A 24,908-nucleotide genomic window follows, 5' to 3' on the forward strand; every position below is an offset into this window, starting at 1 on the left:
CGGTGCCGGCCGGCTGGTGAGCGGGCCTGTCGGGCGCGGGCGGGGCCGGTGGTGGGGGGGGGGGGGGGGGCGCCCCCCCCCCCCCCCCCCCCCCAACCCCCCCCCCCCCCCCCCCGCCCCCCCCCCCCCCCCCCCCCCCCCGCCCGCCGGCCCCCGCGCCCCCCCCCCCGGGGGGCCCCCCCCCGCCCCCCCCCCCCCCACCACTGTGTTGTGCGGGTCAGGCCCGGCCGGCGGGGGCCGGTTCGGCGGCCCGGCGGCGGCCGGTCAGCAGGTGGTCGACGCTGAGCCGGCCGGCCCCGACCGCCGCCAGCAGCAGGCTCGCCGCGCCGAGGGCGAGGACCAGCTCGTAGCCGCCCTTGTCCACGAACAGGCCGTTGCCGGCGTGCACGAAGACGAACGCGCCGAGCATGTCCAGCGCGAGCAGGACGCCGGCGATCGGGACGACCGCGCCGAGGATCAGCGCCGCGCCGCCGAGCAGCTCGACGCCCGTGGCGAACCACGCGGACAGGGTCGGCAGGGGTACGCCGGCCTGGTCGAAGAAGGCGGCGGTCCCGTCGACGCCGTTGGTGACCAGCTTCTGCCAGCCGTGGGCGAAGAAGACGATGCCGACGCCGATCCGGGCGAGCAGCATCGCGACGTCACGGACGGTGGTGGGCAGGGTCATGGTTCTGCTCCTCATGCTGGGTGGACTGCCGAACGGCCGGTCGGGTCGACGCGCGCCGTGTCGCGGGCGGCCGGCCGCGACGCGACCGGCCGACGGAACACCTCGCCGGCCCGGATCTCGGTCCGCCGGGCCTGTCGGGTGCCGCCTGGGGACCACCGTACCGGCAGATGGTTGAAGGCTCAATGGTTGACGGGGAAAGTGATTGTCGCCGCGCCCGCCGATCGCCGTCCGAGCTGCGCGGTCGTGCCCGGAGAAAGTGGCCTCGGGGTCGCCGCCCGGGCGCGGCGGACCGCCGGAACGGCGACGCGCCACCTCCCGGGGCGCGGTGTCAGCCGGCTTCGGAAGGTGGCGCGTGTCGTGGCCCGGGGGCCCGTCGGAAGGGTGGGTGGGCGGTGGACGGGTCAGGCGGCCGTGGTCCAGATCGCCTGGAAGGCGGCCGCCTCGCCGGCCAGCCAGCGCTCGATCTGCTCGGGCCGGGCGTCGGCGGGCATGTGGTGGGCCTCGCCCCGGCGGACGTCGACCAGGACCGGCTCGGCGTGCGGGAGCACCGCGTCCATGTGCCGGGTCATCAGGTGCAGGGTGGCCAGCACCGCCTCCGGGCTGGGCGGGGTCTCGTCGAAGTGCAGGCGGACGGCCTCGGCGCGACCGTCGGCGTGGCGTACGCCGAACTGGGGGTTGATCTTGACGGGCAGGTCGCCGAGCATGGCGAGCGCGTCGCGGGTCTGGGCGAGGTCGACGGCCCTCGGCTCGCCGAGGGAGTGCAGCCAGGCCTTCGCGCCGGGGACGAGGGCCTCGTAGAGCGGCCGCCAGCGGGGCTTGACCACGTCGACCACCTGTTCGAGGTGGGTGCCGCCGGTGTGGAAGGCGATGTCGGCCTTGAGCGCCTTGACGAACTGGCCGTGCGGGTTGAACCCGGAGCGGCTGGCCCGCTGCTTGCGCAGGCCTCCGACGAAGGTGGCCTTGGTCGGGCCGGTGCGGTCGACGTAGCGGGTGAAGCCGAGCAGGGTGGCGTAGGGGGTGAGTGGGGCGGAGGCGGGCGTGTTCACGGACGTCCTCCCAGGTCAGGACTTCGATTAGTACATACATTCTAATCGACGGGTGTGACATCGCCCAGGGAACAAAAGGGGCCGCCCGGGCATCCCGGACGGCCCCTTCGAAACAAATCTAGAGCTGGCCCACCGAGGTGATCCGGACCACCGCGGCGCCCGCCTCGTCGGAGGCGGCGAGGTCGACCTCGGCGCTGATGCCCCAGTCGTGGTCGCCCTCCGGGTCGTCCAGGATCTGCCGGACCGTCCACTTCTCCCGGCCCTGCTCGATCATGAGCAGCGCCGGCCCGCGCGCGTCCGGCCCCACCCCGACCGAGTCGTACGCCTCGAAGTACGGCTCCAGCGCGTCGGCCCAGGCGTCCGCGTCCCAGCCCGACGCGCCGTCCAGCTCGCCGAGGTCGTACCAGCGGCGCAGCGCGGCCAGCTCGACCCGGCGGAACAGGGCGTTGCGCACCAGCACCCGGAAGGCGCGGGCGTTGCGGGTGACCGCCGGGACGCGGTCGTCCAGCGCCTCGGCCGCCTCGGCGGCGTCGGTGGGGTTGCGCAGCCGCTCCCACTCGTCGATCAGGCTGGAGTCGACCTGGCGGACCAGCTCGCCGAGCCACTCGATGAGGTCGACCAGCTCGTCGGTCTTCGCGTCCTCGGGCACGGTCTGCCGCAGCGTCTTGTACGCGTCCGCGAGGTAGCGCAGCACGAGGCCCTCGGAGCGGGACAGCCCGTAGAACTGGACGTACTCCGTGAAGGTCATCGCCCGCTCGTACATGTCCCGCACCACGGACTTGGGGGAGAGCTGGTGGTCGGCCACCCACGGGTGGCCCTGCCGGTACATCTCGTACGCCGACTCCAGCAGCTCCGCGAGGGGCTTGGGCCAGGTCACCTCGTCGAGCAGTTCGAGCCGGGCCTCGTACTCGATCCCCTCGGCCTTCATCGCGGCGACCGCCTCGCCGCGGGCCTTGAACTGCTGCGCGGAGAGCACCTGGCGCGGGTCGTCGAGGATCGACTCGATCACCGAGAGGACGTCGAGGGCGTACGCGGGGGAGTCGACGTCGAGCAGCTCGATCGCCGCGAGGGCCAGCGGTGACAGCGGCTGGTTGAGGGCGAAGTCGAGCTGGAGGTCGACGGTGAGACGGACCCGCCGGCCGGTCTCGTCCGGCTCGTCGAGCTGCTCGACCACCCCGCCGGCGCGCAGCGCCCGGTAGATCGCGATGGCACGCCGGATGTGCCGGCGCTGGGCAGCCCGGTCCTCGTGGTTGTCGGTGAGCAGGTGCCGCATCGCCGCGAACGCGTCGCCGGGGCGGCCGATCACGTTGAGCAGCATCGAGTGGCTGACCTGGAAGCTGGACGTGAGCGGCTCGGGCTCGGCCTCGACCAGGCGCTCGAAGGTGGGCTTGCCCCAGCCGATCGACCCCTCCGGCGGCTTCTTGCGCACCACCTTGCGCCGCTTCTTCGGGTCGTCGCCGGCCTTGGCCAGGGCCTTCTCGTTGTCGATGACGTGCTCCGGGGCCTGCACCACCACCCGGCCGATGGTGTCGAAGCCGGCCCGACCGGCCCGCCCGGCGATCTGGTGGAACTCGCGGGCCTTGAGCAGCCGGGTGCGCACGCCGTCGTACTTGGACAGGCCGGTGAACAGCACGGTGCGGATCGGCACGTTGATCCCGACGCCGAGGGTGTCCGTGCCGCAGATGACCTTGAGCAGGCCGGCCTGGGCGAGGGTCTCCACCAGTCGGCGGTACTTGGGCAGCATGCCGGCGTGGTGCACGCCGATGCCGTGCCGGACCAGCCGGGACAGGGTCTTGCCGAAGCCGGAGGTGAACCGGAAGTTCCCGATCGCCTGGGCGATCATGTCCTTCTCGGCCCGGGTGCAGACGTTCACGCTCATCAGGGCCTGGGCGCGTTCCAGGGCGGCGGCCTGGGTGAAGTGCACGACGTAGACCGGCGCCTGCTTCGTCTCCAGCAACTCCTCCAGGGTCTCGTGCAGCGGCGTCATCGCGTACGAGAAGAGGAGCGGGACCGGCCGCTCGGCCGAGCGGACGACGGCGGTGGGCCGGCCGGTGCGTCGGGTCAGGTCGTCGACGAAGCGGGTGGTGTCGCCGAGCGTGGCCGACATGAGGACGAACTGGGCCTGCGGCAGCTCGATCAGCGGCACCTGCCACGCCCAGCCGCGGTCCGGCTCGGCGTAGAAGTGGAACTCGTCCATGATCACCTGGCCGACGTCGGCCCGGTCGCCCTCGCGCAGCGCCAGGTTGGCCAGGATCTCGGCGGTGCAGCAGATGATCGGGGCGTCGGCGTTGACGCTGGCGTCGCCGGTCAGCATGCCGACGTTGTCGGCGCCGAAGACCTCGCAGAGGGCGAAGAACTTCTCCGACACCAGGGCCTTGATCGGGGCGGTGTAGAAGGTGGTCCGGTCGTCGGCCAGGGCCGCGAAGTGCGCCGCGATCGCCACCAGGCTCTTGCCGGAGCCGGTCGGCGTATTCATGATCACGTTGGCGCCGGAGACGATCTCGATGACCGCCTCCTCCTGGTGGGGGTAGAGGTCGAGGCCGCGCTCCTTCGCCCAGCCGGCGAACGCGTCGTAGAGGGTGTCGGGGTCGGCGCTGGTCGGCAGCGCGGCGGTGAGCGTCATAGCGGGTCCCATGGTGCCTGGATCATGCCCCCGCGCGCCAACCGGCCCCGGCGGCGGTGGTGTTAGGAAGGGCCCCTTCTACAACAAAATCCGCTAGTAGGGGGCCCTTCCTTTCACCTTCGCCGGTAGATCAGGTCGAAGACCGGCCGGCCGGCCGTCAGGGCCCGGCGCTCGAACTTGGTGACCGGGCGGTGTGGCGGGCGGGGGGCGAAGCCGTCGTGCGCGTTGACCAGCCCCGGGTCGGCGTCCAGGGTCTCCTGCATCGCCTCGGCGTACTCGGCCCAGTCGGTGGCGCAGTGCAGGGTGCCGCCGGGCGCCAGCCGGGAGCGCAGCAGCGCGACGTGGGCCGGCTGGATGATCCGCCGCTTGTGGTGCCGCGACTTGGGCCACGGGTCCGGGAAGAAGACGTGCACCGCGTCCAGCGACGCCGCCGGCAGGCCCGCCACCAGGTCCAGCGCGTCGCCCTGCGCCACCCGCACGTTGCGCAGGCCGTGCCGGTCCACCAGGTCCAGCAGGTTGGCGATTCCGGGCGTGTGCACCTCGACCGCCAGATAGTCTCGATCCGGGTCGGCGGCGGCCATCGCGGCGGTGGTGTCGCCCATCCCGGACCCGATCTCCACCACCACCGGGGCCCGACGGCCGAACAGGCCGGCCAGGTCCACCGGCGTGCCGGGCTCGTCCGGGACGAGCAGGCCGTGGACCGGCCAGAGCCGGTCCAACGCCTCCGTCTGGCGGCTGCTCATCCGGCCGCGGCGCGGATGGAAGGTGCGGATGGTCCGGGCGGCGGGCGGCGCGGGCGCGGCGGCGGGAGAGTCGATGGAGGTCACAACGACCCGAGCGTACGCGACGACCGCGCCGGATCGGATGTGATGTTCGCCCGGGGATGAGAGGATCCATCCCGTACGGCAGACCGGGCTCCTGGTGTTGCCCGGCACTGCCTCAACGCGCCGGGAGGTGGCGTCGTGTCGGTGCACCGCGGTGGTCTGGCGCTGGCGATCGCGACCGCGCTCGCCGGCCCGCTGCTCGCGGCCCTGCCGGCCGGGGCCGCTCCGCCGACCACCGCCCTCCCCGCTGTCACCGCCCTCCCCGCTGTCACCGGCCGCCCCGTTGCCGCCGGCCTTCCCGTTGTCGCCGGCCTCCCCATCGTCGGATTGCGGGCGGAGCCCGCGCCGGGGGGCCCGCCGCAGCCGAAGCCGCCGGAGCCCGCCGTCTTCGTCGAGGTCAGCCCGAGCACCGTGCAGCCGGGCTTCCTCGTCGGCATCCGGGCCAGTTGCAATGACAACTCGATCCCCGCGATCGTGGTCTCGGACGCCTTCGGCCGGGTGCAGGTGCAGCCGCAGCGCGGGCTGCTGACCGCCGCGCCGATGGTGCGCGAGCGCACCCGGCCCGGCAACTACCGGGTCAAGCTGGAGTGCCCCGACGGGGCGACCGCCTCGACCATGCTCCAGGTGGTCAAGGCGGTGAAGCCCAGTCGCGGCCCGGCGACGGGCTTCGGCGGAGGCGACGGCGGGTTCACCGGCGGGCTGCTGCTTCCCGGTGGTCTCGCGCTGACCGTGGCCGGCATCGTCCTCGCGGTGGTCGCGGCGCGTCGCCCGCGCTCCGTCCGTGACGCCGCCCGACGCTGAGCCCGCCCATGGCCACCTCGCCCGCCCCCCAGCCGCCCGCCGCAGCGGCCCGCCGGCGTCCGCCGCCCGGACGCCGCCCCTGGTCGGTGCCGCTGGCCGTGGTGCTGGTGCTGGTCGGGGTCTTCGCCACCGGGGCGGGGCTGGGGCGGACGGCCGGGCCGTTCGACTGGGCCGCCGGCGCGGGGGAGTCACGTCCGGCCCGCGGCGCGAGCGGCGCCCTGTCGGCCAGCCGGCCCGTACGCCTGTCGATCCCCTCGATCGAGGTGGCCGCGCCGGTGGCGCCCGTGGGCGAGGCCCGGGACGGCTCGATCGCCGTCCCGCCGCTGGACCGGGCCGACGAGACCGGCTGGTACGACCGGGGCCCGACCCCGGGCGAGCCGGGCCCGGCGGTCATCGTGGGGCACGTGGACACCAGGAGCGGCCCGTCGGTCTTCTACGACCTGCACAGGCTGCGCCCGGGTGACCCGGTCGAGGTGACCCGGGCGGACCGCTCGGTCGTGGTGTTCCGGGTCGACTCGGTGGAGCACTTCCCGAAGGAGCGGCTGCCGGCGGAGCGGGTCTACGGCGACGAGGGCCCGCCGGGTCTGCGCCTCATCACCTGCGGCGGCGACTGGCTCGGCGGCCGGACGGGCTACGCCGACAACATCATCGCCTTCGCCACCCTGCTCTCCTCCCGCCCCGCCTGACCCACCCGGGACGGGTCAGGGGCGGGGCGGGACCTGCTGGACGACCTCGAACTCCAGGAGGCTGGCGCCCGAGGCGACCGGGGGGCGCCGCTCGCCCGTGCCGGCGTGGGCGGCGCGGGAGGGGCCGGCGGCCCACGCCTGGTAGGCCTCCTCGCTCTCCCAGCGCGTGTAGACGAAGTAGCGGTTCTCCCCGGCGACCGGGCGGAGCAGCTCGAAGCCGAGGAACCCGGGGGAGTTCTCCACGGCGCCGGCCCGGGCGGCGAACCGCTTCTCCAGCTCCTCGCCCGCGCCGGGAGGGACGTCGATCGCGTTGATCTTCACGACTGCCATGGCTCCACCCTAGTCACGCCGTCGGGGCTCAGAACGACTCGACCGCCGGAACCAGGTCGGCGTCCACCACGATCGGGGCGTGGTCGGACGGGCCCTTGCCCTTGCGGGCCTCCCGGTCCACGTACGCCGAGCGGACCGCCCGCGTGAACGGCGCCGAGGCGTACACGAGGTCGATCCGCATGCCCTTGTTCTGGTGGAACATCCCCGCCCGGTAGTCCCAGTAGGTGAACGGGTGGGGGCCCTTCATCGGGGTGGGCACCACGTCGGAGAGCCCGAGGTCGCGCAGCGCCGCGAGGGCCGCCCGCTCGGCCGGGGTGACGTGCGTGGAGTGGGTGAACACCGCCGGGTCCCAGACGTCGGCGTCGGTCGGGGCGACGTTGAAGTCACCGCAGACGGCCAGCGGCACCCCGCTCGCCAACTCCGTCTCCAGGGCGTCCCGCAGCGCCTCGAACCAGGACAACTTGTACGCGTAGTGCGGGTCGTCGGGCGTGCGGCCGTTCGGCACGTACACCGACCAGACCCGCACCCCGTCGCAGGTCGCGGAGATGGCCCGGGCCTCCGGCTCGGGGAACCCCGGCTCGCCCGGGAACCCCACCACCACGTCGGCCAGGCCGACCCGGGACAGGATCGCCACCCCGTTCCACCGGCCGTCGCTGTGGCTGGCCACGCGGTAGCCCAGCTCGCCGACCTCGGCCACCGGGAAGGCCCCGTCCGGGCACTTCGTCTCCTGCAGGCAGACGACGTCCGGCCCGGTGCCGGCCAGCCACTCCAGCAGCCGGGGCAGGCGGGCCTTCACCGAGTTCACGTTCCAGGTCGCCAGGCGCATGGGTCCAGCCTGCCCCATCCGCGCCCGCGCCGCCGCGTCAGCTCCCGGGGTGTCGCGCCGGCGACCCGTCAGGTGTTCGGGGTGTCACCCGGGCGGGTCTGCTCGGCCAGGAACCGCTCCAACTCGGCGCCCAGCTCGTCGGCGGTCGGCAGCGGCCCCGTCTCCTTGGCGAGCAGGCTCCGCTCGCCCCGGCCGCGCGCGAACGCGTCGTACTGCTCCTCGAGGGCCTGCACCAGCTGGGCGGCCTCGTCGGTCTGCGCGACCTGCCGGTCGATCTCCAGCCGGACCACCTCGGCGGCCGAGCGCAGCCCGTCGCGGGGCAGCAGCAACCCGGTGCTGCGGGACACGGAGGCGAGCAGCACCTCGGCGGCGGCCGGGTACTCGGTCTGCGCCACGTAGTGCGGCACGTGGGCGGCGAAGCCCAGGGCGTCGCGGCCCAGCTCGCCGAGGCGGAACTCCAGCAGGTGCCCGACGCTGCCCGGCACCTGCACCCGCTGCAACCACGGCTCGTAGCCGGCGATCAGCTCGCGCCGGGTGGCGTGCGCGGTCACCCCGGCGGGACGGGTGTGCGGCACGGCCATCGGGATCGCGTTGAGCCCCACGGTGAGCCGGACGTCCAGCCGCGCGGTGAGCGCGCCGACGGCGGCCACGAAGCGCTCCCACTGCAGGTCCGGCTCCGGGCCGGTGAGCAGCAGGAAGGGCGTCTCGTCGTCGTCGCGCAGCACGTGCAGCTCCAACGCCGGGGCGTCGTACGACTCCCAGTGGTCCTCGACGAAGGTCATCACCGGCCGGCGCGAGCGGTAGTCGAAGAGCTGGTCGACGTCGAACCGGGCGATCGGGCGGGCGTCCAGCGAGGTGAGCAGCTGCTCCCTGGCCAGTCGGGTGGCGCTGCCGGCGTCGACGAACCCGGTGAGGGCCTGGATCAGGACGGGCTGACCGAGGTCGGGCAGCTCGTCGATGAGTTCGTAGAGCTCGTGTGGGTCGAGCACCGGTGCGGACCTCCCTGGTCGTGCGTACGGGTCGCCGCGTGGGGACGGCACCCGTTCGGGGAACGTACCCGCCATCCTCGTGCATTCCTGCCGGCGGCTCCCGCGGGGCCGCTGCGTGATCAGCAATCAGGGCGTATCCCCGCAACTCCACCGTCGGGTGCCCAGCGATGACCGTGGGGTGGAGCAGCCTATCGGCCGAAAGGGTGAACTCGGGGATCGTGCACTCGGCGTCGACGCTTCGTCCCTCTTCCGTGCGACCAGGGGGCGCGCGGGTGCCACCGCGAGGTCTGCCCGGTACGCGAGGTGCGTCCCCGGCTCGCCCCGGAACGGCCGGGCCGTCCCGCGGGTGGGGGCGCTTTCGTGAAAAATGCCACGAGATCACCCGGGGTGATCGGAGTTTGGGTCTGCCTAGCCTCGGCTGATGCGTGACGACCGCACCCTCGACCATCAGATCACCCCCGGTGACCCGATCGACCGTTCGGACGATACCCCCTCGCACGATCGGCCGGCTGGCCTCCGTTCCGTCGGGACGTACGCCCGGATGCTGCTGCCCGCACCGGCCCGGGCGCGGGTCGCCCTCGCCGCCGGCGTGCTGTGCTGCCTCGGCCTGACCGCCGTCGCCCAGGGCGCCCGGGACGACTCCGCCGCCGACCCGGCCCCCGTCGCCGCCCCCTCCGCGCTCGCCGAGCGCGCCGAGGCGGACGCCGCCTCCCGCGGTCTGGAACGCGCCCCCGCCGCCACCCCCGCCAGCCCCACCCCCGCCGCCGACCCGGACACCGCCACCCCCGCCCCGAAGAAGACCAAGCGCAAGCCCGTCGACCCCGCCCCCGTGGCCGGTCTCGACAACGCCCAGATGGAGAACGCCGAGGTGATCGTGCGGACGGGGCGGAAGATGGACATGCCCCGGCGCGCGTTCGTCATCGCGGTCGCCACCGCGATGCAGGAGAGCAACCTCTACAACGTCGCCAGCGGGGTGCTCCCCGAGTCCCAGAACTACCCCCACCAGGGCATCGGTTGGGACCACGACTCGGTCGGGCTGTTCCAGCAGCGCTCCAGCAGCGGGTGGGGCGAGGTGGGGCAGCTGATGGATCCGGAGTTCGCCACCCGGCAGTTCCTCGCCGCGCTGGCGCAGGTGCCCGGCTGGCAGCAGATGCGGCTGACCGACGCCGCCCAGGCGGTGCAGATCTCGGCCTACCCGGAGCACTACGCCAAGCACGAGTGGCGGGCCACGGAGGTCGTCGAGGCGATCCTGGAGGCCGGCCAGTAGTCTTCCGCCGACCACAGTGGACGGTTGCGGTTCGGGTGTCCGGGGTACGGATGTTGTCGTTCCGAGGTACACATGGAAGAGGCACCACCGACAGGAGGACGACATGTCTCTGATGCAGCGGATCAGCACCTTCCTGCGCTCGCCGAAGGGCCAGCAACTGGTCGACCGTGGCCGGCGTGAGCTGGCCAAGCCCGGCACCCAGCAGAAGCTGAAGGGCCTCGCGGCCAAGCTCCAGAACCGCCGCTGACCCCCCCGACGACCTCTCCGACCCCCGGGAGAACCCGTGACCGATTCCGCGCCCGCCGACGGCCAGCCCGCCCAGCCCGCCGCGGGAGCGCCCCAGCCGCCGGCGGTGGTGCCGGCGCCTCCGCAGGAGGTCCCCGAGGCGCCGCCGCTCAAGCTCTGGGACCGGATGCGGGAGGATCCGCAGTACGCCCCGGAGCACCTCGCCCTGGAGGCCGTGCGCCGGCTGGGGCCGGAGGCGGCGCAGTGGGCCGCGCGGGCCCGGGCCGAGCAGCCCGGGGCCTCCGTCGAGGCCCTGGCGGAGCAGGCCGTACGCAAGTTCGTCAACCACGCCCGGCTCTCCGGCGCCGTCTCCGGGGCGGCCGGGCTGCCCGGTGCCGTGATCGACGTGGGCGTGCTGGCCTGGACCCAGGCCCGGATGGTGCTGCACGTCGCCGCCGCGTACGGCGTCGACCCGCGGCACCCCGATCGGGCCACCGACCTGCTCGTGCTGCAGAAGGTGCACAAGGTGGCCGAGAGCGCCCGGCTCGCGCTCGGGGTGGCCGCCGGGCGGGAGCGCGCCGGCGCCCTGTTCGGCAGCGGCGGGCAGAACCCGCTCGGCAGGGTGATGCTGCGCCTGGGCGTACGCCTGGCCCAGATGGCCGGGGTGCGCGCGGCGAAGCGGCTCTTCGCCAAGGTGGTGCCCGGGGCGGCGATCATCCTCGGCACCTGGGCCAACTCGTCGGCCACCAAGGACCTGGCCGTGCGTTCCCGCGCCCTCTACCGCCACTACGGCACCCTCGCCGTCCCCGAACCCCGCCGACCCTGACCCCTCGGGTCGGCTCTCCGTCCGCGCCGGTTTCCCGACCGGTCCGCGCCGGCGACGACCCGGTCTGGGTCGGTCAGGAGGCGAGGCCCGAGGCGCGCCAGGCCACGTCGGCCAGGCGGTCCTGGCCGGCGGCGTTGGGGTGGAACCAGTCCAGCGGGTTGACGAGGTCCAGGTCGAACCGCACCCGGTGCACCGCCCCGCCGTCGTAGCGGCAGCGTGAGCCGTACGCCTTGCAGGCGGCGGCGAGCTGGGCGTTGTAGTCGTCGATCCGCTCCCGGACGGCCGCCCGGCGGGCCCGGTCCAGCGGGTCCGTCGAGGCCGGGTCGGCCAGCAACGCCGGGCATACGCCCCGCTTCCAGGCCCGGACCGCCCGGGCGTCGGTGTGCCCGACCTCCCAGAGCCGGTACAGGTCCGGGATGCTCACCACCAGCACCCGCGCCTTCGGCCGGCCCTGCCGCAGCACCCGCAGGCCCCGGTCCACCTCCGCGCGGAACCGCGTCACGGGCGTCATCGCCTCGATGCCGCCCCGGCACACGTCGTTGGCCCCGATCAGCACGGTCACGTGGTCGACGCGGTCGCGTACCGCCTGCTGGGCCTGTCCCTCCAGCGACGCCGCGCGCGCTCCCGGGCGGGCGTGGTTGTAGGCCCGGCCGCGGATGGCGGGGGTGCGGTCGAGCAGCCGGCGGTAGAGGCTGTCCACGCGCAGCCCGTCCCCGGTGGACCACGAGTTGCGCTGGCACGAGGTGAGCACCAGGCAGGAGCCGAAGCCGGTGCTGATCGAGTCGCCGAGCGCCGCGATGCCGCCGGACGCGCCCGGCGACGGTGTCTCGCGCGGCGGGCGGGAGCCGGAGTCCCCGCCGCCCTCGCAGGCGAGGGCGACCAGTGCCAGCAGACAGGCGACGGCGGCGACCCAGCGTCGAGGCATCTCTTCCCCAGTCCCGCAGCGGAGAGCAACAGCGCGGTAACTGTACGCGCGGGTGGGGGTGCGGTCACCCGCTGCTGTCGGCTATGCGGCACAGCCCTGTTCCGCCGCGCCTCGACCTGCTAATGGCCGCGCCTCGACCTGCTATTGGCAGCCCGCGTGCGAGGCGGGCGACGGGGTGTCAGCGGGCCGGGCGCCACGGCGGGCGCTGCCCGTGCAGCCACCAGTGCAGGGACGCCGTGATCCGGGGCAGCACCAGGTAGGTCATCAGCGGGGTCAGCGTGAGGGTCATCAGCAGCACCCGGGCGGCCAGCGGCACGTCGGGGAGGAGCCGGCTGGTCAGCAGCGTCGCGGTGAGGCTGAGCGGGAAGAAGGCCAACCAGATCGTCACGGCCTGCTTCCAGCGCGGCGGGGACGGCGGCACGGTGAGATCGGCGCTGACCGGCACCGTCTCGACGGCGTGCTCCCGCGGCGGGTCGAACCAGCCCTCGATCCCGGTGCGCCGCTCCACCCGGGTGTGCTCCACGATGCCCTGCGCCGAGGACAGCCACCAGTGCCGCTGCGGCGACTCCTCCCACCGGCGCAGCGTCTCGTGGTCGGCGAAGCGGTAGATGATGTGCCACTCGCCGGAGCCGGGCGCGCTGCGTACCCAGCCCGAGCCGAGGAACCCCGGGAACGCCTCGGCCAGCGCCGTGCCGGCCCGCATCCAGGCCACCATCTCGCTGGTCCGGGCGGGATCGGTGCGCCGCGCGACGGCGACGGTCACCGGCAGGGCGTGGGTCATGGTCATGCCGACCATCCTCCCCGGCCACGGCGGGATCCGGCGGCTCATGGCACACGGGTGTAACGCACCTTACCGGCGGCGTGACGCGGCCCACGCGACCCGCGGCGGGGGCCCGGGTGGCCGCGGAGCGGGTTAAGCCGGCCGATCGGGGGTAGGTCCGTGCAATGACGAGATCGCAGCCCCGGCGCGCCCGTGGCACGGTCGGCCACGCCTACAGCGCGCTCAACATGCGGCTCCTGCTCGCCGGGTTCGGGCTGGTCACCATGGCCGTGTTCGCGGTGCTGGCGTTCCGCGCCGACCTGGTGTGGCTGGGGGTCCTCTGCGTGGTCTTCGCGGTGGTCGCCGTGGTCGACCTGATCATCATCCAGCGCCGCCGTGCCGCCCGCCGCCGGGAGGAGCCGGGCGCCCGCCACTCACTCTTCGAGTGACAGGAGTACGAGATGCCCATCGCGACCACCAACCCCGCCACGGGACAGGTGCTCAAGAGCTACGACCCGATGACGGCCGAGCAGATCGACGCCGCCATCGAGCGCGCCGACCTGGCGTACCGCCAGCTGCGGGGCACCACGATCGTGCAGCGCGAGCGGTGGCTGACCGCGGCGGCCGACCTGCTGGAGGCCGAACGAGACGAGACCGCCCGGCTCATGACCACCGAGATGGGCAAGACGTACGCGGCGGCCAAGGCCGAGGTCACCAAGTGCGCCACCGCCTGCCGCTTCTACGCGGCGAAGGCCGCCGAGTTCCTCGCCGACGAGCCCGCCGACGCGACGGCGGTCAAGGCCACCCGGGCGTTCGTCCGCTACCAGCCGATCGGGCCGGTGCTCGCGGTGATGCCCTGGAACTTCCCGCTCTGGCAGGTGATGCGCTTCGCCGCGCCGGCGCTGATGGCCGGCAACACCGGCCTGCTCAAGCACGCCTCCAACGTGCCGCAGACCGCGCTGCTGCTGGAGGACCTCTTCCGCCGTGCCGGCTTCCCGGAGGGGGCGTTCACCACGCTTCTGGTCGGCTCGGCCGAGGTCGACCGGGTGCTCAGCGACCCCCGCGTACGCGCGGCGACGCTGACCGGCAGCGAGCGCGCCGGCCGCTCGATCGCCCAGATCGCCGGCCGGGAGCTGAAGAAGACGGTGCTGGAACTGGGCGGGAGCGACCCGTTCGTGGTGATGCCCTCGGCGGACCTCGACCGGGCCGCCGAGGTCGCGACCACCGCCCGCTGCCAGAACAACGGCCAGTCCTGCATCGCCGCCAAGCGGTTCATCGTGCACGCCGACGTGTTCGACGCCTTCGCCGGGAAGTTCGCCGCGCACATGTCGGCCCTGCGGGTCGGGGACCCGATGGACCCCGACACCGACGTCGGCCCGCTGGCCAGCGAGGGCGGGCGCGACGAGATCCACGCCCAGGTGCGGGACGCTGTCGACAGGGGCGCCACGGTGCTCTGCGGCGGCGAGCCGCCCGCCGGCCCCGGCTGGTTCTACCCGCCGACCGTGGTGACCGACCTGAGGCCGGAGATGCGGATGTGGTCCGAGGAGGTCTTCGGCCCCGTCGCCGGCCTCTACCGCGTGTCGTCGTACGACGAGGCGATCGAGGTGGCCAACGGCACCGCCTTCGGGCTCGGGTCGAACGCCTGGACCCGGGACCCCGACGAGCAGGAGCGCTTCGCCACCGACCTGGACGCCGGCAACGTGTTCGTCAACGGGATGACCACGTCCTACCCGGAACTGCCCTTCGGCGGGGTGAAGAACTCCGGCTACGGCCGGGAACTCTCCGCGCTGGGCATGCGCGAGTTCTGCAACACCAAGACCGTCTGGGTGGGCGAGGGGGCCGCCACGGCCGGCGCGGGCGCGCACGCCGAGTAGCAGCGCGAGCGGGGGACAGCTTTAGCCGGATACCGTCATGGGTACGGAGTGACGCCATGACGGTGTTCGGCTTCCACGCGTCCCACGAGCAGATCCATCCCCGCGCCCTGCTGGACACGGTGGTCCACGCCGAGCGGGCCGGCTTCGACGCCGCCATGTCCTCGGACCACTTCTCGCCCTGGAGCGAGCGGCAGGGCCAGTCCGGCTTCGCCTGGTCCTGGCTCGGCGCGGCCCTCCAGGCCACCAACCTGCCCTTCGGCGTGGTCAACGCGCCCGGCCAGCGCTACCACCCGGCGATCATCGCGCAGGCGATCGGCACCCTCGCGGCGATGTACCCGGGCCGGTTCTGGGCGGCGTTGGGCACCGGCGAGGCGAGCAACGAGCACATCACCGGCGACGGCTGGCCGCGTAAGGACGTCCGCAACGCGCGGCTGCGGGAGTGCGTGGACGTGATCCGCGCACTGCTGGCCGGCGAGGAGGTCAGCCACGACGGCCTGGTCCGGGTCGACCGGGCGAAGCTGTGGACCAGGCCGGAGCAGCCGCCTGCGCTGATCGGCGCGGCGGTCAGCGTGGCCACCGCCCGCTGGTGCGCCGAGTGGGCGGACGGGCTGATCACCGTGAACGCGCCGACCGCGCACCTGCGGCAGATGATCGAGGCGTACCGAGGTGCCGGCGGGCGCGGGCCGCTGCACCTGCAGGTGCACCTGAGCTGGGCGCGGGAGCAGGCCGAGGCCGAGCGGCTCGCGTACGACCAGTGGCGCAGCAACGTCTTCGCGCCGCCGGTCTGCTGGGACCTGGACACGGCGGAGCACTTCGACGTGGTCTCGGAGCAGGTGCCGATGGAGCGGGTCCGCGAGGTCGTCAACGTCTCCGCCGACCCGGGCCGGCACGTCGGCTGGCTGGAGGAGTACCTGGACCTCGGTTTCGACCAGATCGCTCTGCACCACGTCGGGCAGGAGCAGCGGGCCTTCATCGACACGTTCGGGGCGGAGGTGCTGCCGAAGCTGCGCGGCGTCGGGTGAGCGGAGCGCGCCCTAGGCTCGTACCCATGGAAGCCCTGTTCGACGTCGTCGTCTTCCTCGCGATCGCGACGCTGGGCGCGGCGCTGGCCCGGAAGCTCGGGCTGCTCGCGCCGATCCTGCTCGTGGTGCTCGGCCTCGCCCTCGCCTTCGTGCCGGGCTTCCCGCAGGTGCGGCTCGACCCCGAACTGGTGCTCGTGGGCATCCTGCCGCCCCTGCTCTACGTCGCCGCGCTCGAGACCTCGGTGCCGGCGTTCCGGCTCAACCTGCGGCCGATCCTGCTGCTCGCCGTCGGGCTGGTGCTGTTCACCGCGTTCGCGGTCGGCCTCGTCGTGCATCTGATGCTGCCGGCGGTGCCGTTCGCGATCTGCCTGGCCCTCGGCGCGGTGGTGGCACCGCCCGACGCGGTCGCGGCCACCGCGGTGGCCCGGCGCATCGGGCTGCCCCGACGGGTCGTGACGATCCTCGAGGGGGAGAGCCTGCTCAACGACGCGACGGCGCTGGTGCTGCTGCGGGTCGCCACCCTGGCCAGCGTCGGTGCCGCCGTCGGCGTCACGGAGGTGGCCGTGGAGGTCGTCACGGCCACCGGCGGCGGCATCGTGGTCGGCGTGCTCGGCGCGGTCGTCTTCGGCTTCCTGCACCGGCACATCACCGACCCGCTGCTGGACAACGCGCTGTCGCTGATCATCCCGTTCGCGGTCGCCTTCGCCGCCGAGGAGATCCACGCCTCCGCGGTGGTCGCGGTGGTGGTCACGGGACTGGCGCTCGGGCACCGGCTGCCCCGGCTGATGTCGGCCGCGTCCCGACTCCAGGTCGGGGCGTTCTGGCGGTTGGCCCGGTTCCTGCTGGAGGGCCTGGTCTTCCTGCTGGTCGGCCTCCAACTGCCGGAGGTGCTGCGGGAACTCGACGAGCCGGCCGGATTCCTGGCCGCGATCACCGCGGCGGTGCTGCTCACCGTCTTCCTGACCCGGTTCGTCTGGCTCTTCCCGGCCACCTACCTGGCCCGGCTGGTGCCCAGGATCCGTCGCCGGGAGTCCCCGCCGTCGCCGCGCTACCCGATCGTGCTCGGCTGGGCCGGCATGCGCGGCGTGGTCACCCTGGCCGCCGCCCTCGCCCTGCCGCTCACCCTCGCCGACGATCGGTCCTACCCGCGCGCGCTGTTCATCTGGCTGGCCTTCGCGGTGATCGTGGTGACCCTGGTCGGCCAGGGCGCCACCCTGCCGTTGGTGGCTCGCCGGATGCAGCTGCCGCCCGACGACCCGGTGCAGGACGCGCTCTCGGCCGCGGGCGTGCAGCAGCAGGCCAGCCACGCGGCCCGGGAGCGCCTCGACGCGCTCGCCGACACCGCCCCCGCGCCCGTGGTGGAGCGGCTGCGCCGGGCGCTGGACGAGCGCACCAACCTGGCCTGGGAGCGCCTCGGCGGCACCGCGCGGGAGACGCCATCCCAGGCGTACGGTCGGCTGCGGCAGGAGATGATCGACGCAGAGCGGGAGGTGTTCCGGGACGCCCGGGACTCCGGCCGCATCCCCGAGGAGGTGCTGGTGCGCGCCTACCGGGAGCTGGACCTGGAAGAGTCGTTGCTGCGGCGGGAGGTCGTGGAGTGAGTTGTCAGCACCTGACCGGGGCGGGCGCCGCCGTGCCGGAGACCACCGACGTCTGCCCGGAGTGCGTGGCCATCGGCAACGAGCACTGGGTGCACCTGCGTTCCTGCCTCACCTGCGGGCACGTCGGCTGCTGCGACTCCTCGCCGTACCAGCACGCCTCGGCGCACTTCGCCGCCACGGAGCACCCGGTCATGCGGTCGATCCAGCCGGGGGAGACCTGGCGCTGGTGCTTCGTGGACGAGGAGATCGGCTGAGCCCGCCCGGAGTCAGGGCAGGCGGCGGGCGAGGACCTGGCCGGGCCACGGGTCGCGGCCCGGGCGCTCGACCGTGAACGGTTCGGTGGAAGTGAAGCCCTGCTGCTCGTACCAGCGGACCAGCGCGCCGTCCCCGCCCGCGTAGCAGTCGACCCGGAGCAGGCTGAGCCCGCGCCCCCGGGCCAACTCCGCGGCATGGGCGAGAAGCCGGCCGCCGATCCCCGAACCGCTGTGCGCCCTGTCGGTGACCAGCAGGTTGACGTACAACTCGGGCTCGGTGGCCGGCGGCACGTAGTCCGTCGCCGCGCCCACCACCAGCGCCCCGACCGGCCGGTCGCCGAGCGTCGCCAGCCACAGCCCGCCGCCCGCCGCCCAGGCGTCGGCCTGCGCGATCCGCCGCGGATCGGTCGACGCCGGCTCGGTGCCCCACTGGCCGCTGCGCCCCCGCGCCACCAGCCAGGCGGTCGCGTCGTCGAGCAGCCGCAGCACGGCTGGCGCGTCGGCGGGGCCGCCGGGACGCAGGGTGAGGCTCCGCCGCTCGGTCATGGTGGGCATCGTGCTACAGCGGTGAGCGTCGATTGCTGCCGCGGTCGTGCGTCGAGTGGCAGCCCGGTTGCGCGGTTCCGCGACCATCGCCCCTCCGTAGCCGCCTGGCGAACGCTGTCGAGCTGCCCCGTCCATGGGACCAACCGTGCCCACCCCTGCCCCATCTGTGCGGGCAGCTCGACAGTCCCGTATCACCTGCCCGGCCCCCGCGCTCGGCTCAGGGCCGCCGGGCGTCGGGGGCGTCGGCCCCGGCCGGGGCTCCGGGGCCGCCGGCCAGCGCGGCGAGCCGCTCGGTGGCCAGGCAGGAGATCAGGCAGCGTTCCTTGCGGTCGCCGGCAAGCTGGGCGGTCCAGTCCGTGAAGCCGCCGTCGCCGAGCTCGACCTCGTGCCCGCCGTCGCCCGCGGTGAGCCGCAGCGCGGCGTCCACGTAGTAGCCCCGGCCGCGCCGGCGCTCCGGCTCGTCCACCAGCGGCACGGTGGACGGGCCGAGCGCCGGCCGGACGGTGTCCGCGATCCGCTCGCCGACGACGGGGCTGTCGAGGACCGTCAGGCGTAGCCGCGCCGACGCCTGCGGCAGCAGGCTGGCGAGCACTGCCCGCCAGTACGCCAGGTGCAGCGTGAGCAGCCGCGCCTGGGTGCTGCCCGACCCGCTGTCACGGGCGCTCGAGACCAGCGCGAAGAGCCGGAAATGCGCCGAGAGTCCCGGCCCGAAGTCCTGCGCCCGCAGCACCCGGTGGCAGGCGGCCAGGTGCACCGTGCCGTCGGCGGGCTGTTCCCGGCGGCGCACCGCGGCCTCGATCGCGAGGGCGTTGGTGGGATCGCTCAGCACCTCGGTGAGCCGCAGGGTGGTGACGATCCGGTGCTGGCTCACCGGCGCGACCGCGGCGCAGGTCCCGAGCGGCGCGACGGGGGAGAGGTCGACGCCCGCGACGTCGGCGGGCAGCAGGTCCCACAGGCGGGCCTCGACCCCGGCCAGCACCCGCGGGTCGACCGCCGCCGGCCGGGTGAACCGGTCCGTCCGCCAGCGGCGGACCAGGTCCGCCGGGCGTACCGCCGCGGCCCGGTCCCGGGCCACCGCCAGCAGCAGCGTGCGCAGGTCCGCCGGGGCCAGGCGGGCCAGCGCGGCGCGGACGCCGTCCGGCAGCCGCCCCCACACCCGCCGCTCCGCGTCGTCCATGCCGGCCACCATCCCGTACGCCCCGGGCCCGGTCCACCGATATCGGCGCCGGCGTCCGGGACGCGGTGGCCTTCCGTCGTGCGGCGGCGCGCGACAGTGAGATTCGCCGCGCGACGCGCCGAGGTGCTGATCTCCTAGAGACAACTGCGCCCTCGGCCTGGCAGGCTGCCACCCATGACCCTGAAGCTGCGTTCCGTGGGAACGAGCGACCGTGGGCTGATCCGCAGTGGGAACCAGGACGCCCTGCACGCCGGCCCCTGGCTCGTCGCCGTCGCCGACGGCATGGGCGGGATGGCGGCCGGCGACCTGGCCAGCGCGATCGCCATCGAGGCGGTCGCTCCGCTGGACGTGGAGACCCCGGAGGACGCGCTGGTGGCCGCGTTGCAGAGCGGCATCGAGCTGGCCACCGCGCGGATCCGCCAGGCGGTCGCCGAGGACCCGGAGCGGCAGGGCATGGGCACCACGCTGACCGCCCTGCTCTTCGCCCGGACGGGCAGCTGCCTGGCCCTCGCCCACGTCGGCGACTCCCGTGCCTACCTGTTCCGGGAAGGGGTGCTCAAGCAGATCACCCGGGACGACACGTTCGTGCAGATGCTCGTCGACCAGGGGGTGATCACCCCCGACCAGGCCAGCAGCCACCCCCGCCGGGCCGTGGTCACCCAGGCCTTGCAGGGCGACGAGGTCTCCCCGGCGTACGCGACGATGGTGCCCTGGCCCGGCGACCGCTGGTTGCTGTGCAGCGACGGCCTGTCCAACGTGGTCCGCCCGGACACGCTCGCCGAGGTGCTCGCCGAGCACCCGGACCGCGCGGAGTGCGCCCGCAGGCTGATCGACCTGGCGCTGCGCGCCGGCGGGCCGGACAACGTCACGGTGGTCATCGCCGACGTGGTGGAGGAGTAGCCCGGCTCAGCGGCGGCGCGGGGTGGCGTGCCGGGTGGGCGCGGCCGTGGTCGGGTCCTCCGGCCACGGGTGGCGCGGGTAGCGGCCGCGCAGCTCCGCCCGCACCTGCGGATAGCCGGTGCGCCAGAACGACGCCAGGTCGGCGGTGACCGCCACCGGCCGCCCCGCCGGCGAGAGCAGGTGCAGCAGCACCGGCACCCGGCCGTCGGCGATCCGCGGCGCGTCCCGCCAGCCGAACGTCTCCTGGAGTTTCACCGCGAGGACCGGCGCCGCCGGGTCGGCGTAGTCGAGCCGGATCCGGGAACCGCTCGGCACGGTGATCCGCTCCGGCGCCACCTCGTCGAGCCGGGCCGCCAGCGCCCACGGCAGCAACCGGCGCAGCGCGCCGGCCACGTCGACCCGGGCCAGGTCGGCCCGGCGGCGGGCGGCGGCCAGCTCCGGGCCGAGCCAGGCCGGCGCGTCGGCGAGCAGCGCCTCGTCGCCCACGTCGGGCCAGTCGCCGCCGAGCGCGTGTCGGCAGAACGCCAGCCGCCCGCGCAGCGCCCGCGCCGCCGGGGTCCAGGTCAACAGCCCGAGACCGGTACGGCGCAGGCCCGTCAGCAGGGCCGCCGCCACCTCCTCCGCCCCGGGTCGGACCGGCCGCTCGGCCAGCTCGATGGCGCCCAGCCGCACCACCTCACGCGCCACCACGTCCTCGCCGGACCAGCCGACCTCCCGCTCGGCGCGCAGCAGCGGCCCGCCCGCCTCCCGGGCGGTCGCCTCGTCGAGCGGGGTCGCCAGCCGCACCCGGGCGGCCGGCGCGCCGGGGGAGCGGTCCGCCACCGCCACCGCCAGCCACCCGGCGCCCGCCAGCCCCGACCCGGGCGCCAGCTCCGCCGCGGTTCCGCCGCTCATCAGGTACGCCGCGCCGCCCGGCCGCCGCGCCCGGGACAGCCGCTCGGGGTGGGCCAGCCCGACCAGTAGCCCGGCGGCGAGGTCGTCGGTCAGGTGGTCCCGGCCGGGGTTTCCCGTCGGGCCGAGGTCGTCGGCCGGCCGCGCCCGGCCGGTGTCTCCGGCCGTCGCGGGGCGGTGGGTCGGGCGGCCCCGGCCGGTGCCGGCCGCCGGCGCCGGTCCCGAGGGGGCCGGGGGCAGGGCGGCGCGCAGGCGGCGTACCTCCGCCCGCCAGCGGGCCGTGGCGCCCGGGTCCGCGCCCGCGCGCAGCCGGCGCCACGCGGCGGTCAGGTCGTCGCCCGGCCCGGCGACGGTGTCCTCCGCGAGCAGCGCCACGACCTCGGCCGCCCGGTCCGCGCCCACCCGGGCGGCCCCGTCCAGCAGCGCCCGGGCCAGCCGGGGATGCGCCCCGACGGCGGCGATCGCCCGGCCCCGGTCGGTGATCCGGCCCTGCGCGTCGACCGCGCCGAGGGTGGTGAGGGCGTCCCGGGCCACCGTCATCCCCGCGGCCGGCGGCGGGTCCGGCAGGGCCAGCCCGGCGCCGTCGGGCGACCCCCAGGCGGCGAGTTCCAGGGCGAATCCGGTCAGGTCGGCGGTGGCGATCTCCGGCTCCGGTTGCGCGGCCAGCCGCTCGTGAGTGGCCGCCGACCAGCAGCGGTAGACGTGCCCGGGCGCCTCCCGGCCGGCCCGGCCGGCCCGCTGGGTCGCCGCCGCCCGGGACACCGGCACGGTGACCAGCGCGCCCAGCCCCCGGGCCAGGTCCGTCCGGGCCACCCGGGACAGCCCGGCGTCCACCACCACCCGGACCCCCGGCACCGTCAGGCTGCTCTCCGCCACCGAGGTCGCCAGCACCACCCGTCGCCGGTCGGCCGGCCGCAGCGCCGCGTCCTGGTCGGCGGCGCGCTGCCGGCCGTGCAGCGGGAGCACGGCGACCGTGTCGCGCAGGTCGGCCAGCCGGGCCGCGACGGCGGCGATCTCGCCGGCCCCGGGCAGGAAGACCAGTACGTCCCCGTCGTGTTCGCGCAGCGCCCGGCGCACCGTCGCCGCGACGTGGTCGAGCAGGCCCCGGTCGACCGGGCCGGCACCGGGCGCGGCCACCGGCCGGGGTGGCGGCGCCCAGATCCGCGTCACCGGGTGCAGGGCCGAGGAGGCCCGGACGACCGGCGCGGCGCCGCCCGCGCCGCCGAGCAGCGCGGCGAACCGGTCCGCCTCGGGGGTCGCCGACATCGCCAGCAGCCACAGGTCGGGGCGGAGCGCGGCCCGGGCCTCCACCGTGAAGGCGAGCGCCAGGTCGGCGTCGAGGTGCCGCTCGTGGCACTCGTCGAGGAGCACCGCGCCCACCCCGGCCAGCTCGGGGTCACGGTGCAGGCGGCGGACCAGCAGGCCGGTGGTGACCACCTCGACCCGGGTGCGCGAGCCGGACCGCCGCTCGCCGCGCACGGCGTACCCGACCCGTTCGCCGACGGGCTCACCGAGCAGGGCGGCCATCCGGCGTGCCGCCGCCCGGGCGGCCACCCGGCGCGGCTGGGCGACCAGCACCCGGCCCGTCACCTCGTCGGCCACGGCCAGCGGGGCGAGGGTGGTCTTGCCGGTGCCCGGCGGGGCCACCAGCACCCCGGCGCCGGCCGCGCGCAGCGCCGCGACCAGTTCCGGCAGCACCGGCCGCACGGGCAGGTCGAGGGGCACGTCCGAGAGCACGGCCCAGTCTCGCACCGCCCGCCGCGGCTCAGCCGGGGCGGGCGGTGGATCCCGGCGACGAAGGCCCACCAGGCCAGCACCGGCCCACGCCGGTCGTCGGTCGGTGCCGCGGGTTCGGACGCGGCGAGGGCCGGACCCACCGGCCCGGCCCTCGCCCACCATTTCCTAGTACGTGCCGTCGAGCTGTCCCCGCAGCTTGGTCAGCGCGCGGGCCAGCAGCCGGGAGACGTGCATCTGCGAGACGCCGATCTGCTCGGCGATCTGCGACTGCGTCAGGTTGCCGTAGAACCGCAGCGTGAGGATCTTCTGCTCCCGCTCGTCGAGGGTGGCCAGCGCCGGGCCGAGGGCGACCCGCAGCTCGGCCAGCTCGAACTCGCCGTCCTCGCCGCCGAGCATGTCGCCCAGCTCCGTCGCGCGGTCACCGTCGCCGGTGGGCGTGGAGAGCGAGACCGCGTTGTAGGCCCGCGCGCCCTCCAGGCCCTCCAGGACCTCTTCCTCGGTGAGCTTGAGGTGGGCGGCGATGTCGGCGACCGTCGGCGAGCGGCCGAGGGTCTGCAGCAGCGAGCTGTTGGCGTCGGAGATGGCCAGCCGCAGCTCCTGGAGGCGGCGCGGCACCCGGATGTCCCAGGTGCGGTCGCGGAAGTGCCGCTTGAGCTCGCCGATGATGGTCGGGATGGCGTAGCCCGCGAAGTCGACGCCCCGCGACGGGTCGAACTTGTCGATCGCCTTGATCAGGCCGACGGCGGCGGTCTGGGCCAGGTCGTCGGTGGGCTCGCCGCGACCGCTGTAGCGGTGGGCGAGGTGGTTGGCGAGCGGCAGCCAGGCCTCGATCGCCTTGTCGCGCAGGGCGGCGCGGGACGGGTGGTTGGCCGGCAACGCGGCCATCGCGTTGAGCAGGTCGGCGGCGCTGTCGGTGAGCGCCCGCGGGTCGAGCTTCTCGGTGGTGCTCGGGGCCGCTGTGGTCGCCTGCTCGCTGATCGTTGGCGCGGTCATGGGTGGTCCTCCCTGCACCTCGTCCGCGGATAGAAAGACGTGACGCTTTGGTTTAGCTTCAGATGTCCGTTCGGAAGCCACCTTAGCCCGATCGGCCCGACGAAATCTAGCCGAAAGTACGATGTACTTACGTGATTTTCCATCGCCAAGGATGCGAAAGGGACAAAATCCCATCGGATTGTGAGTCGGCTTACGCGACGCGTACGGTCAGCCCGGCACCGGCCGAACATCGACGCGTCGACATCTGGTGGGCCAGGTCGGTCGGCCGGGTGGCCCTGCGGGCGCGGATGACCGGCCGCCAATGTCGGCTTTCCGTCGTTGTCCTATGTACGGGACCGGCCGTAGCGTGCGGTTACATCCTTCCGGAGGTGCCGTGCTCGACCCCGTCGCTCCCCAGCTCGTCGTGAACAGCCGCACGCTGTTCTTCAGCTGGCTGCCGGCGGACCCGCAGGCGGTCGCGGCGCTGGTGCCCCCGGGGTTGACCCCGTGCCCGGACCGGCAGGTCTTCATCAACCAGTACGTCGTCGACGACGAGAGCCAGACCTCCGGCTTCGGCGCCCACTCGCTGGCCTACCTCGGGGTGTGCCTGGCCGGCGTCGACGCCCCCGGCGGGGCCAGCCTCGGCGGCTGGTGGACGCACTACGTGACCTCCAGCGACCGGGTCCGCGACTACGCCACCGCGCGCGGCGCGCCCGCCGTCGTCGGCCGCACGAGCATCACGCGCCGGGGCGAACACCTGGTCGCCGAGACGGCGATCGCCGGCACCCCGCTGATCCGCGCACGCTGCCAGGTCGGTGAGACGGGCCAGACGATCAACAGCGGCCACCACCGGTACTTCACCGCCCGGGACGGGGAGCTGCTCAGCGCCGTGTACCCGTTCGTCGCCGAACCGGTCGACCCGTTCGTGATCGACTCGGTGGAGTTCCTGGACCCGGGGCACCCGCTCTACGCGCTACGTCCGGAGAACCCCCTCACGATCGGCTTCGGCTTCTACTCCCCGCGCGCCTCGTTCGCCTACCCCGGCGGCCTGACCGTGTACACCCCGGAGACCGACGGCACGTCCCGGGCCGCCGGGCCCGTACGCGCCCGGGCCGCCGTGGTCTCCGTGCCGGCGTAGCCCC

25 protein-coding genes are annotated in these 24,908 nt (G+C 74.7%); 12 read left to right on the forward strand and 13 right to left on the reverse strand.

The window, feature by feature from the left end:
* Positions 1 to 217: 217 nt before the first annotated feature.
* The 4 genes from ACGFZ2_RS21565 to trmB all read right to left on the reverse strand — a co-directional run bounded on the left by ACGFZ2_RS21565 (position 218) and on the right by trmB (position 5,076).
* Positions 218 to 664, reverse strand: a complete 447-nt coding sequence (locus ACGFZ2_RS21565) for a DoxX family protein (RefSeq protein WP_393267431.1) — start codon at positions 662 to 664, stop codon at positions 218 to 220.
* Positions 665 to 1,065: 401 nt separating this feature from the next.
* Positions 1,066 to 1,710: a hypothetical protein gene (locus ACGFZ2_RS21570; protein WP_393456197.1), complete on the reverse strand. Its 645-nt coding sequence runs from the start codon at positions 1,708 to 1,710 to the stop codon at positions 1,066 to 1,068.
* A gap of 118 nt (positions 1,711 to 1,828) precedes the next feature.
* Positions 1,829 to 4,333 (reverse strand): DEAD/DEAH box helicase, encoded by a 2,505-nt coding sequence (locus tag ACGFZ2_RS21575; protein WP_393267427.1) that lies wholly within the window; start codon positions 4,331 to 4,333, stop codon positions 1,829 to 1,831.
* 113 nt (positions 4,334 to 4,446) lie between these two features.
* Positions 4,447 to 5,076 carry a tRNA (guanosine(46)-N7)-methyltransferase TrmB gene (gene trmB, locus ACGFZ2_RS21580; protein WP_393456596.1) on the reverse strand — a complete coding sequence of 210 codons (630 nt, stop codon included), beginning with the start codon at positions 5,074 to 5,076 and terminating at the stop codon, positions 4,447 to 4,449.
* 225 nt (positions 5,077 to 5,301) lie between these two features.
* Here trmB and ACGFZ2_RS21585 point away from each other — a divergent pair, with 225 nt between their 5' ends.
* Both ACGFZ2_RS21585 and ACGFZ2_RS21590 read left to right on the forward strand, forming a co-directional pair.
* Positions 5,302 to 5,958 (forward strand): hypothetical protein, encoded by a 657-nt coding sequence (locus tag ACGFZ2_RS21585; protein WP_393456599.1) that lies wholly within the window; start codon positions 5,302 to 5,304, stop codon positions 5,956 to 5,958.
* An 8-nt stretch (positions 5,959 to 5,966) separates the two neighbouring features.
* Positions 5,967 to 6,644, forward strand: coding sequence for a class F sortase (locus tag ACGFZ2_RS21590; RefSeq protein ID WP_393456200.1), 678 nt, complete (start codon positions 5,967 to 5,969; stop codon positions 6,642 to 6,644).
* A gap of 15 nt (positions 6,645 to 6,659) precedes the next feature.
* Here the strand turns inward: ACGFZ2_RS21590 and ACGFZ2_RS21595 are convergent, their stop codons facing one another.
* The 3 genes from ACGFZ2_RS21595 to ACGFZ2_RS21605 all read right to left on the reverse strand — a co-directional run bounded on the left by ACGFZ2_RS21595 (position 6,660) and on the right by ACGFZ2_RS21605 (position 8,789).
* Positions 6,660 to 6,974, reverse strand: coding sequence for an antibiotic biosynthesis monooxygenase (locus tag ACGFZ2_RS21595; protein WP_357452010.1), 315 nt, complete (start codon positions 6,972 to 6,974; stop codon positions 6,660 to 6,662).
* Between the two features lie 28 nt (positions 6,975 to 7,002).
* The gene (locus ACGFZ2_RS21600; RefSeq protein ID WP_357697607.1) at positions 7,003 to 7,800 is read right to left on the reverse strand and encodes an exodeoxyribonuclease III; all 798 of its coding nucleotides are present in this window, start codon (positions 7,798 to 7,800) and stop codon (positions 7,003 to 7,005) included.
* A gap of 68 nt (positions 7,801 to 7,868) precedes the next feature.
* Positions 7,869 to 8,789 carry a PAC2 family protein gene (locus tag ACGFZ2_RS21605; protein ID WP_357452016.1) on the reverse strand — a complete coding sequence of 307 codons (921 nt, stop codon included), beginning with the start codon at positions 8,787 to 8,789 and terminating at the stop codon, positions 7,869 to 7,871.
* 421 nt (positions 8,790 to 9,210) lie between these two features.
* Here ACGFZ2_RS21605 and ACGFZ2_RS21610 point away from each other — a divergent pair, with 421 nt between their 5' ends.
* From ACGFZ2_RS21610 to ACGFZ2_RS21620, 3 genes are all read left to right on the forward strand, one after another.
* Entirely contained in the window at positions 9,211 to 10,056 is an 846-nt protein-coding gene (locus tag ACGFZ2_RS21610) for a peptidase M23 (protein WP_393456204.1), read from the forward strand.
* A 103-nt stretch (positions 10,057 to 10,159) separates the two neighbouring features.
* A complete protein-coding gene (locus ACGFZ2_RS21615; protein ID WP_176737248.1) occupies positions 10,160 to 10,303 on the forward strand; it encodes a hypothetical protein in 144 nt (47 codons plus the stop codon).
* A gap of 36 nt (positions 10,304 to 10,339) precedes the next feature.
* On the forward strand, positions 10,340 to 11,107 hold the full coding sequence (locus tag ACGFZ2_RS21620; protein ID WP_393456207.1) for an EcsC family protein: 768 nt from the start codon (positions 10,340 to 10,342) through the stop codon (positions 11,105 to 11,107).
* 73 nt (positions 11,108 to 11,180) lie between these two features.
* Here the strand turns inward: ACGFZ2_RS21620 and ACGFZ2_RS21625 are convergent, their stop codons facing one another.
* Complete coding sequence (locus tag ACGFZ2_RS21625; protein ID WP_393456210.1) at positions 11,181 to 12,032, reverse strand: GDSL-type esterase/lipase family protein; 852 nt, start codon at positions 12,030 to 12,032, stop codon at positions 11,181 to 11,183.
* Positions 12,033 to 12,210: 178 nt separating this feature from the next.
* Positions 12,211 to 12,819, reverse strand: coding sequence for an antibiotic biosynthesis monooxygenase (locus ACGFZ2_RS21630; RefSeq protein ID WP_393456213.1), 609 nt, complete (start codon positions 12,817 to 12,819; stop codon positions 12,211 to 12,213).
* 158 nt (positions 12,820 to 12,977) lie between these two features.
* On the opposite strand from ACGFZ2_RS21630, the gene ACGFZ2_RS21635 reads away from it, so the two are divergent.
* Genes ACGFZ2_RS21635 through ACGFZ2_RS21655 form a run of 5 tightly spaced genes read left to right on the forward strand, consistent with a single transcriptional unit; the run spans position 12,978 to position 17,543 of the window.
* On the forward strand, positions 12,978 to 13,241 hold the full coding sequence (locus ACGFZ2_RS21635) for a DUF6343 family protein (RefSeq protein WP_350682876.1): 264 nt from the start codon (positions 12,978 to 12,980) through the stop codon (positions 13,239 to 13,241).
* Positions 13,242 to 13,253: 12 nt separating this feature from the next.
* Complete coding sequence (locus ACGFZ2_RS21640) at positions 13,254 to 14,666, forward strand: NADP-dependent succinic semialdehyde dehydrogenase (protein WP_393456216.1); 1,413 nt, start codon at positions 13,254 to 13,256, stop codon at positions 14,664 to 14,666.
* A 56-nt stretch (positions 14,667 to 14,722) separates the two neighbouring features.
* The gene (locus tag ACGFZ2_RS21645; RefSeq protein ID WP_393267413.1) at positions 14,723 to 15,688 is read left to right on the forward strand and encodes a TIGR03885 family FMN-dependent LLM class oxidoreductase; all 966 of its coding nucleotides are present in this window, start codon (positions 14,723 to 14,725) and stop codon (positions 15,686 to 15,688) included.
* A gap of 26 nt (positions 15,689 to 15,714) precedes the next feature.
* Entirely contained in the window at positions 15,715 to 17,289 is a 1,575-nt protein-coding gene (locus ACGFZ2_RS21650) for a Na+/H+ antiporter (protein WP_393267409.1), read from the forward strand.
* Positions 17,286 to 17,543 carry a UBP-type zinc finger domain-containing protein gene (locus tag ACGFZ2_RS21655; RefSeq protein WP_393267407.1) on the forward strand — a complete coding sequence of 86 codons (258 nt, stop codon included), beginning with the start codon at positions 17,286 to 17,288 and terminating at the stop codon, positions 17,541 to 17,543. Before ACGFZ2_RS21650 ends, ACGFZ2_RS21655 begins: the two co-directional genes overlap by 4 nt.
* A gap of 12 nt (positions 17,544 to 17,555) precedes the next feature.
* Here ACGFZ2_RS21655 and ACGFZ2_RS21660 read toward each other — a convergent pair whose 3' ends face one another.
* Together ACGFZ2_RS21660 and ACGFZ2_RS21665 are read right to left on the reverse strand one after the other, a co-directional pair.
* Positions 17,556 to 18,089 carry a GNAT family N-acetyltransferase gene (locus tag ACGFZ2_RS21660; protein ID WP_393267405.1) on the reverse strand — a complete coding sequence of 178 codons (534 nt, stop codon included), beginning with the start codon at positions 18,087 to 18,089 and terminating at the stop codon, positions 17,556 to 17,558.
* A 217-nt stretch (positions 18,090 to 18,306) separates the two neighbouring features.
* The gene (locus ACGFZ2_RS21665) at positions 18,307 to 19,266 is read right to left on the reverse strand and encodes a hypothetical protein (protein ID WP_393267403.1); all 960 of its coding nucleotides are present in this window, start codon (positions 19,264 to 19,266) and stop codon (positions 18,307 to 18,309) included.
* 174 nt (positions 19,267 to 19,440) lie between these two features.
* Here ACGFZ2_RS21665 and ACGFZ2_RS21670 point away from each other — a divergent pair, with 174 nt between their 5' ends.
* Positions 19,441 to 20,166 carry a PP2C family serine/threonine-protein phosphatase gene (locus ACGFZ2_RS21670; protein ID WP_350706369.1) on the forward strand — a complete coding sequence of 242 codons (726 nt, stop codon included), beginning with the start codon at positions 19,441 to 19,443 and terminating at the stop codon, positions 20,164 to 20,166.
* Positions 20,167 to 20,172: 6 nt separating this feature from the next.
* Here the strand turns inward: ACGFZ2_RS21670 and ACGFZ2_RS21675 are convergent, their stop codons facing one another.
* Both ACGFZ2_RS21675 and ACGFZ2_RS21680 read right to left on the reverse strand, forming a co-directional pair.
* The gene (locus tag ACGFZ2_RS21675) at positions 20,173 to 22,794 is read right to left on the reverse strand and encodes an ATP-dependent RNA helicase (RefSeq protein ID WP_393456602.1); all 2,622 of its coding nucleotides are present in this window, start codon (positions 22,792 to 22,794) and stop codon (positions 20,173 to 20,175) included.
* Between the two features lie 165 nt (positions 22,795 to 22,959).
* A complete protein-coding gene (locus ACGFZ2_RS21680; RefSeq protein ID WP_393267400.1) occupies positions 22,960 to 23,787 on the reverse strand; it encodes a SigB/SigF/SigG family RNA polymerase sigma factor in 828 nt (275 codons plus the stop codon).
* A 373-nt stretch (positions 23,788 to 24,160) separates the two neighbouring features.
* Here ACGFZ2_RS21680 and ACGFZ2_RS21685 point away from each other — a divergent pair, with 373 nt between their 5' ends.
* Positions 24,161 to 24,904 carry a hypothetical protein gene (locus ACGFZ2_RS21685; RefSeq protein ID WP_393456219.1) on the forward strand — a complete coding sequence of 248 codons (744 nt, stop codon included), beginning with the start codon at positions 24,161 to 24,163 and terminating at the stop codon, positions 24,902 to 24,904.
* The last annotated feature ends 4 nt before the right edge of the window (positions 24,905 to 24,908 follow it).

This window comes from Micromonospora sp. NPDC048063 (assembly GCF_043202855.1).
GTDB lineage: Bacteria > Actinomycetota > Actinomycetes > Mycobacteriales > Micromonosporaceae > Micromonospora.

Excerpts from the sequence above, each read along its gene's own strand:
- ACGFZ2_RS21660 (WP_393267405.1), bottom strand. The coding sequence starts at position 18,089 with ATGACCGAGCGGCGGAGCCTCACCCTGCGTCCCGGCGGCCCCGCCGAC.
- ACGFZ2_RS21670 (WP_350706369.1), top strand. The coding sequence starts at position 19,441 with ATGACCCTGAAGCTGCGTTCCGTGGGAACGAGCGACCGTGGGCTGATC.
- ACGFZ2_RS21680 (WP_393267400.1), bottom strand. The coding sequence starts at position 23,787 with ATGACCGCGCCAACGATCAGCGAGCAGGCGACCACAGCGGCCCCGAGC.
- ACGFZ2_RS21645 (WP_393267413.1), top strand. The coding sequence starts at position 14,723 with ATGACGGTGTTCGGCTTCCACGCGTCCCACGAGCAGATCCATCCCCGC.
- ACGFZ2_RS21600 (WP_357697607.1), bottom strand. The coding sequence starts at position 7,800 with ATGCGCCTGGCGACCTGGAACGTGAACTCGGTGAAGGCCCGCCTGCCC.
- ACGFZ2_RS21565 (WP_393267431.1), bottom strand. The coding sequence starts at position 664 with ATGACCCTGCCCACCACCGTCCGTGACGTCGCGATGCTGCTCGCCCGG.
- ACGFZ2_RS21595 (WP_357452010.1), bottom strand. The coding sequence starts at position 6,974 with ATGGCAGTCGTGAAGATCAACGCGATCGACGTCCCTCCCGGCGCGGGC.
- ACGFZ2_RS21640 (WP_393456216.1), top strand. The coding sequence starts at position 13,254 with ATGCCCATCGCGACCACCAACCCCGCCACGGGACAGGTGCTCAAGAGC.
- ACGFZ2_RS21650 (WP_393267409.1), top strand. The coding sequence starts at position 15,715 with ATGGAAGCCCTGTTCGACGTCGTCGTCTTCCTCGCGATCGCGACGCTG.
- ACGFZ2_RS21665 (WP_393267403.1), bottom strand. The coding sequence starts at position 19,266 with ATGGACGACGCGGAGCGGCGGGTGTGGGGGCGGCTGCCGGACGGCGTC.
- trmB (WP_393456596.1), bottom strand. The coding sequence starts at position 5,076 with ATGAGCAGCCGCCAGACGGAGGCGTTGGACCGGCTCTGGCCGGTCCAC.
- ACGFZ2_RS21590 (WP_393456200.1), top strand. The coding sequence starts at position 5,967 with ATGGCCACCTCGCCCGCCCCCCAGCCGCCCGCCGCAGCGGCCCGCCGG.
- ACGFZ2_RS21610 (WP_393456204.1), top strand. The coding sequence starts at position 9,211 with ATGCGTGACGACCGCACCCTCGACCATCAGATCACCCCCGGTGACCCG.
- ACGFZ2_RS21630 (WP_393456213.1), bottom strand. The coding sequence starts at position 12,819 with ATGACCATGACCCACGCCCTGCCGGTGACCGTCGCCGTCGCGCGGCGC.
- ACGFZ2_RS21635 (WP_350682876.1), top strand. The coding sequence starts at position 12,978 with ATGACGAGATCGCAGCCCCGGCGCGCCCGTGGCACGGTCGGCCACGCC.
- ACGFZ2_RS21575 (WP_393267427.1), bottom strand. The coding sequence starts at position 4,333 with ATGACGCTCACCGCCGCGCTGCCGACCAGCGCCGACCCCGACACCCTC.
- ACGFZ2_RS21625 (WP_393456210.1), bottom strand. The coding sequence starts at position 12,032 with ATGCCTCGACGCTGGGTCGCCGCCGTCGCCTGTCTGCTGGCACTGGTC.
- ACGFZ2_RS21615 (WP_176737248.1), top strand. The coding sequence starts at position 10,160 with ATGTCTCTGATGCAGCGGATCAGCACCTTCCTGCGCTCGCCGAAGGGC.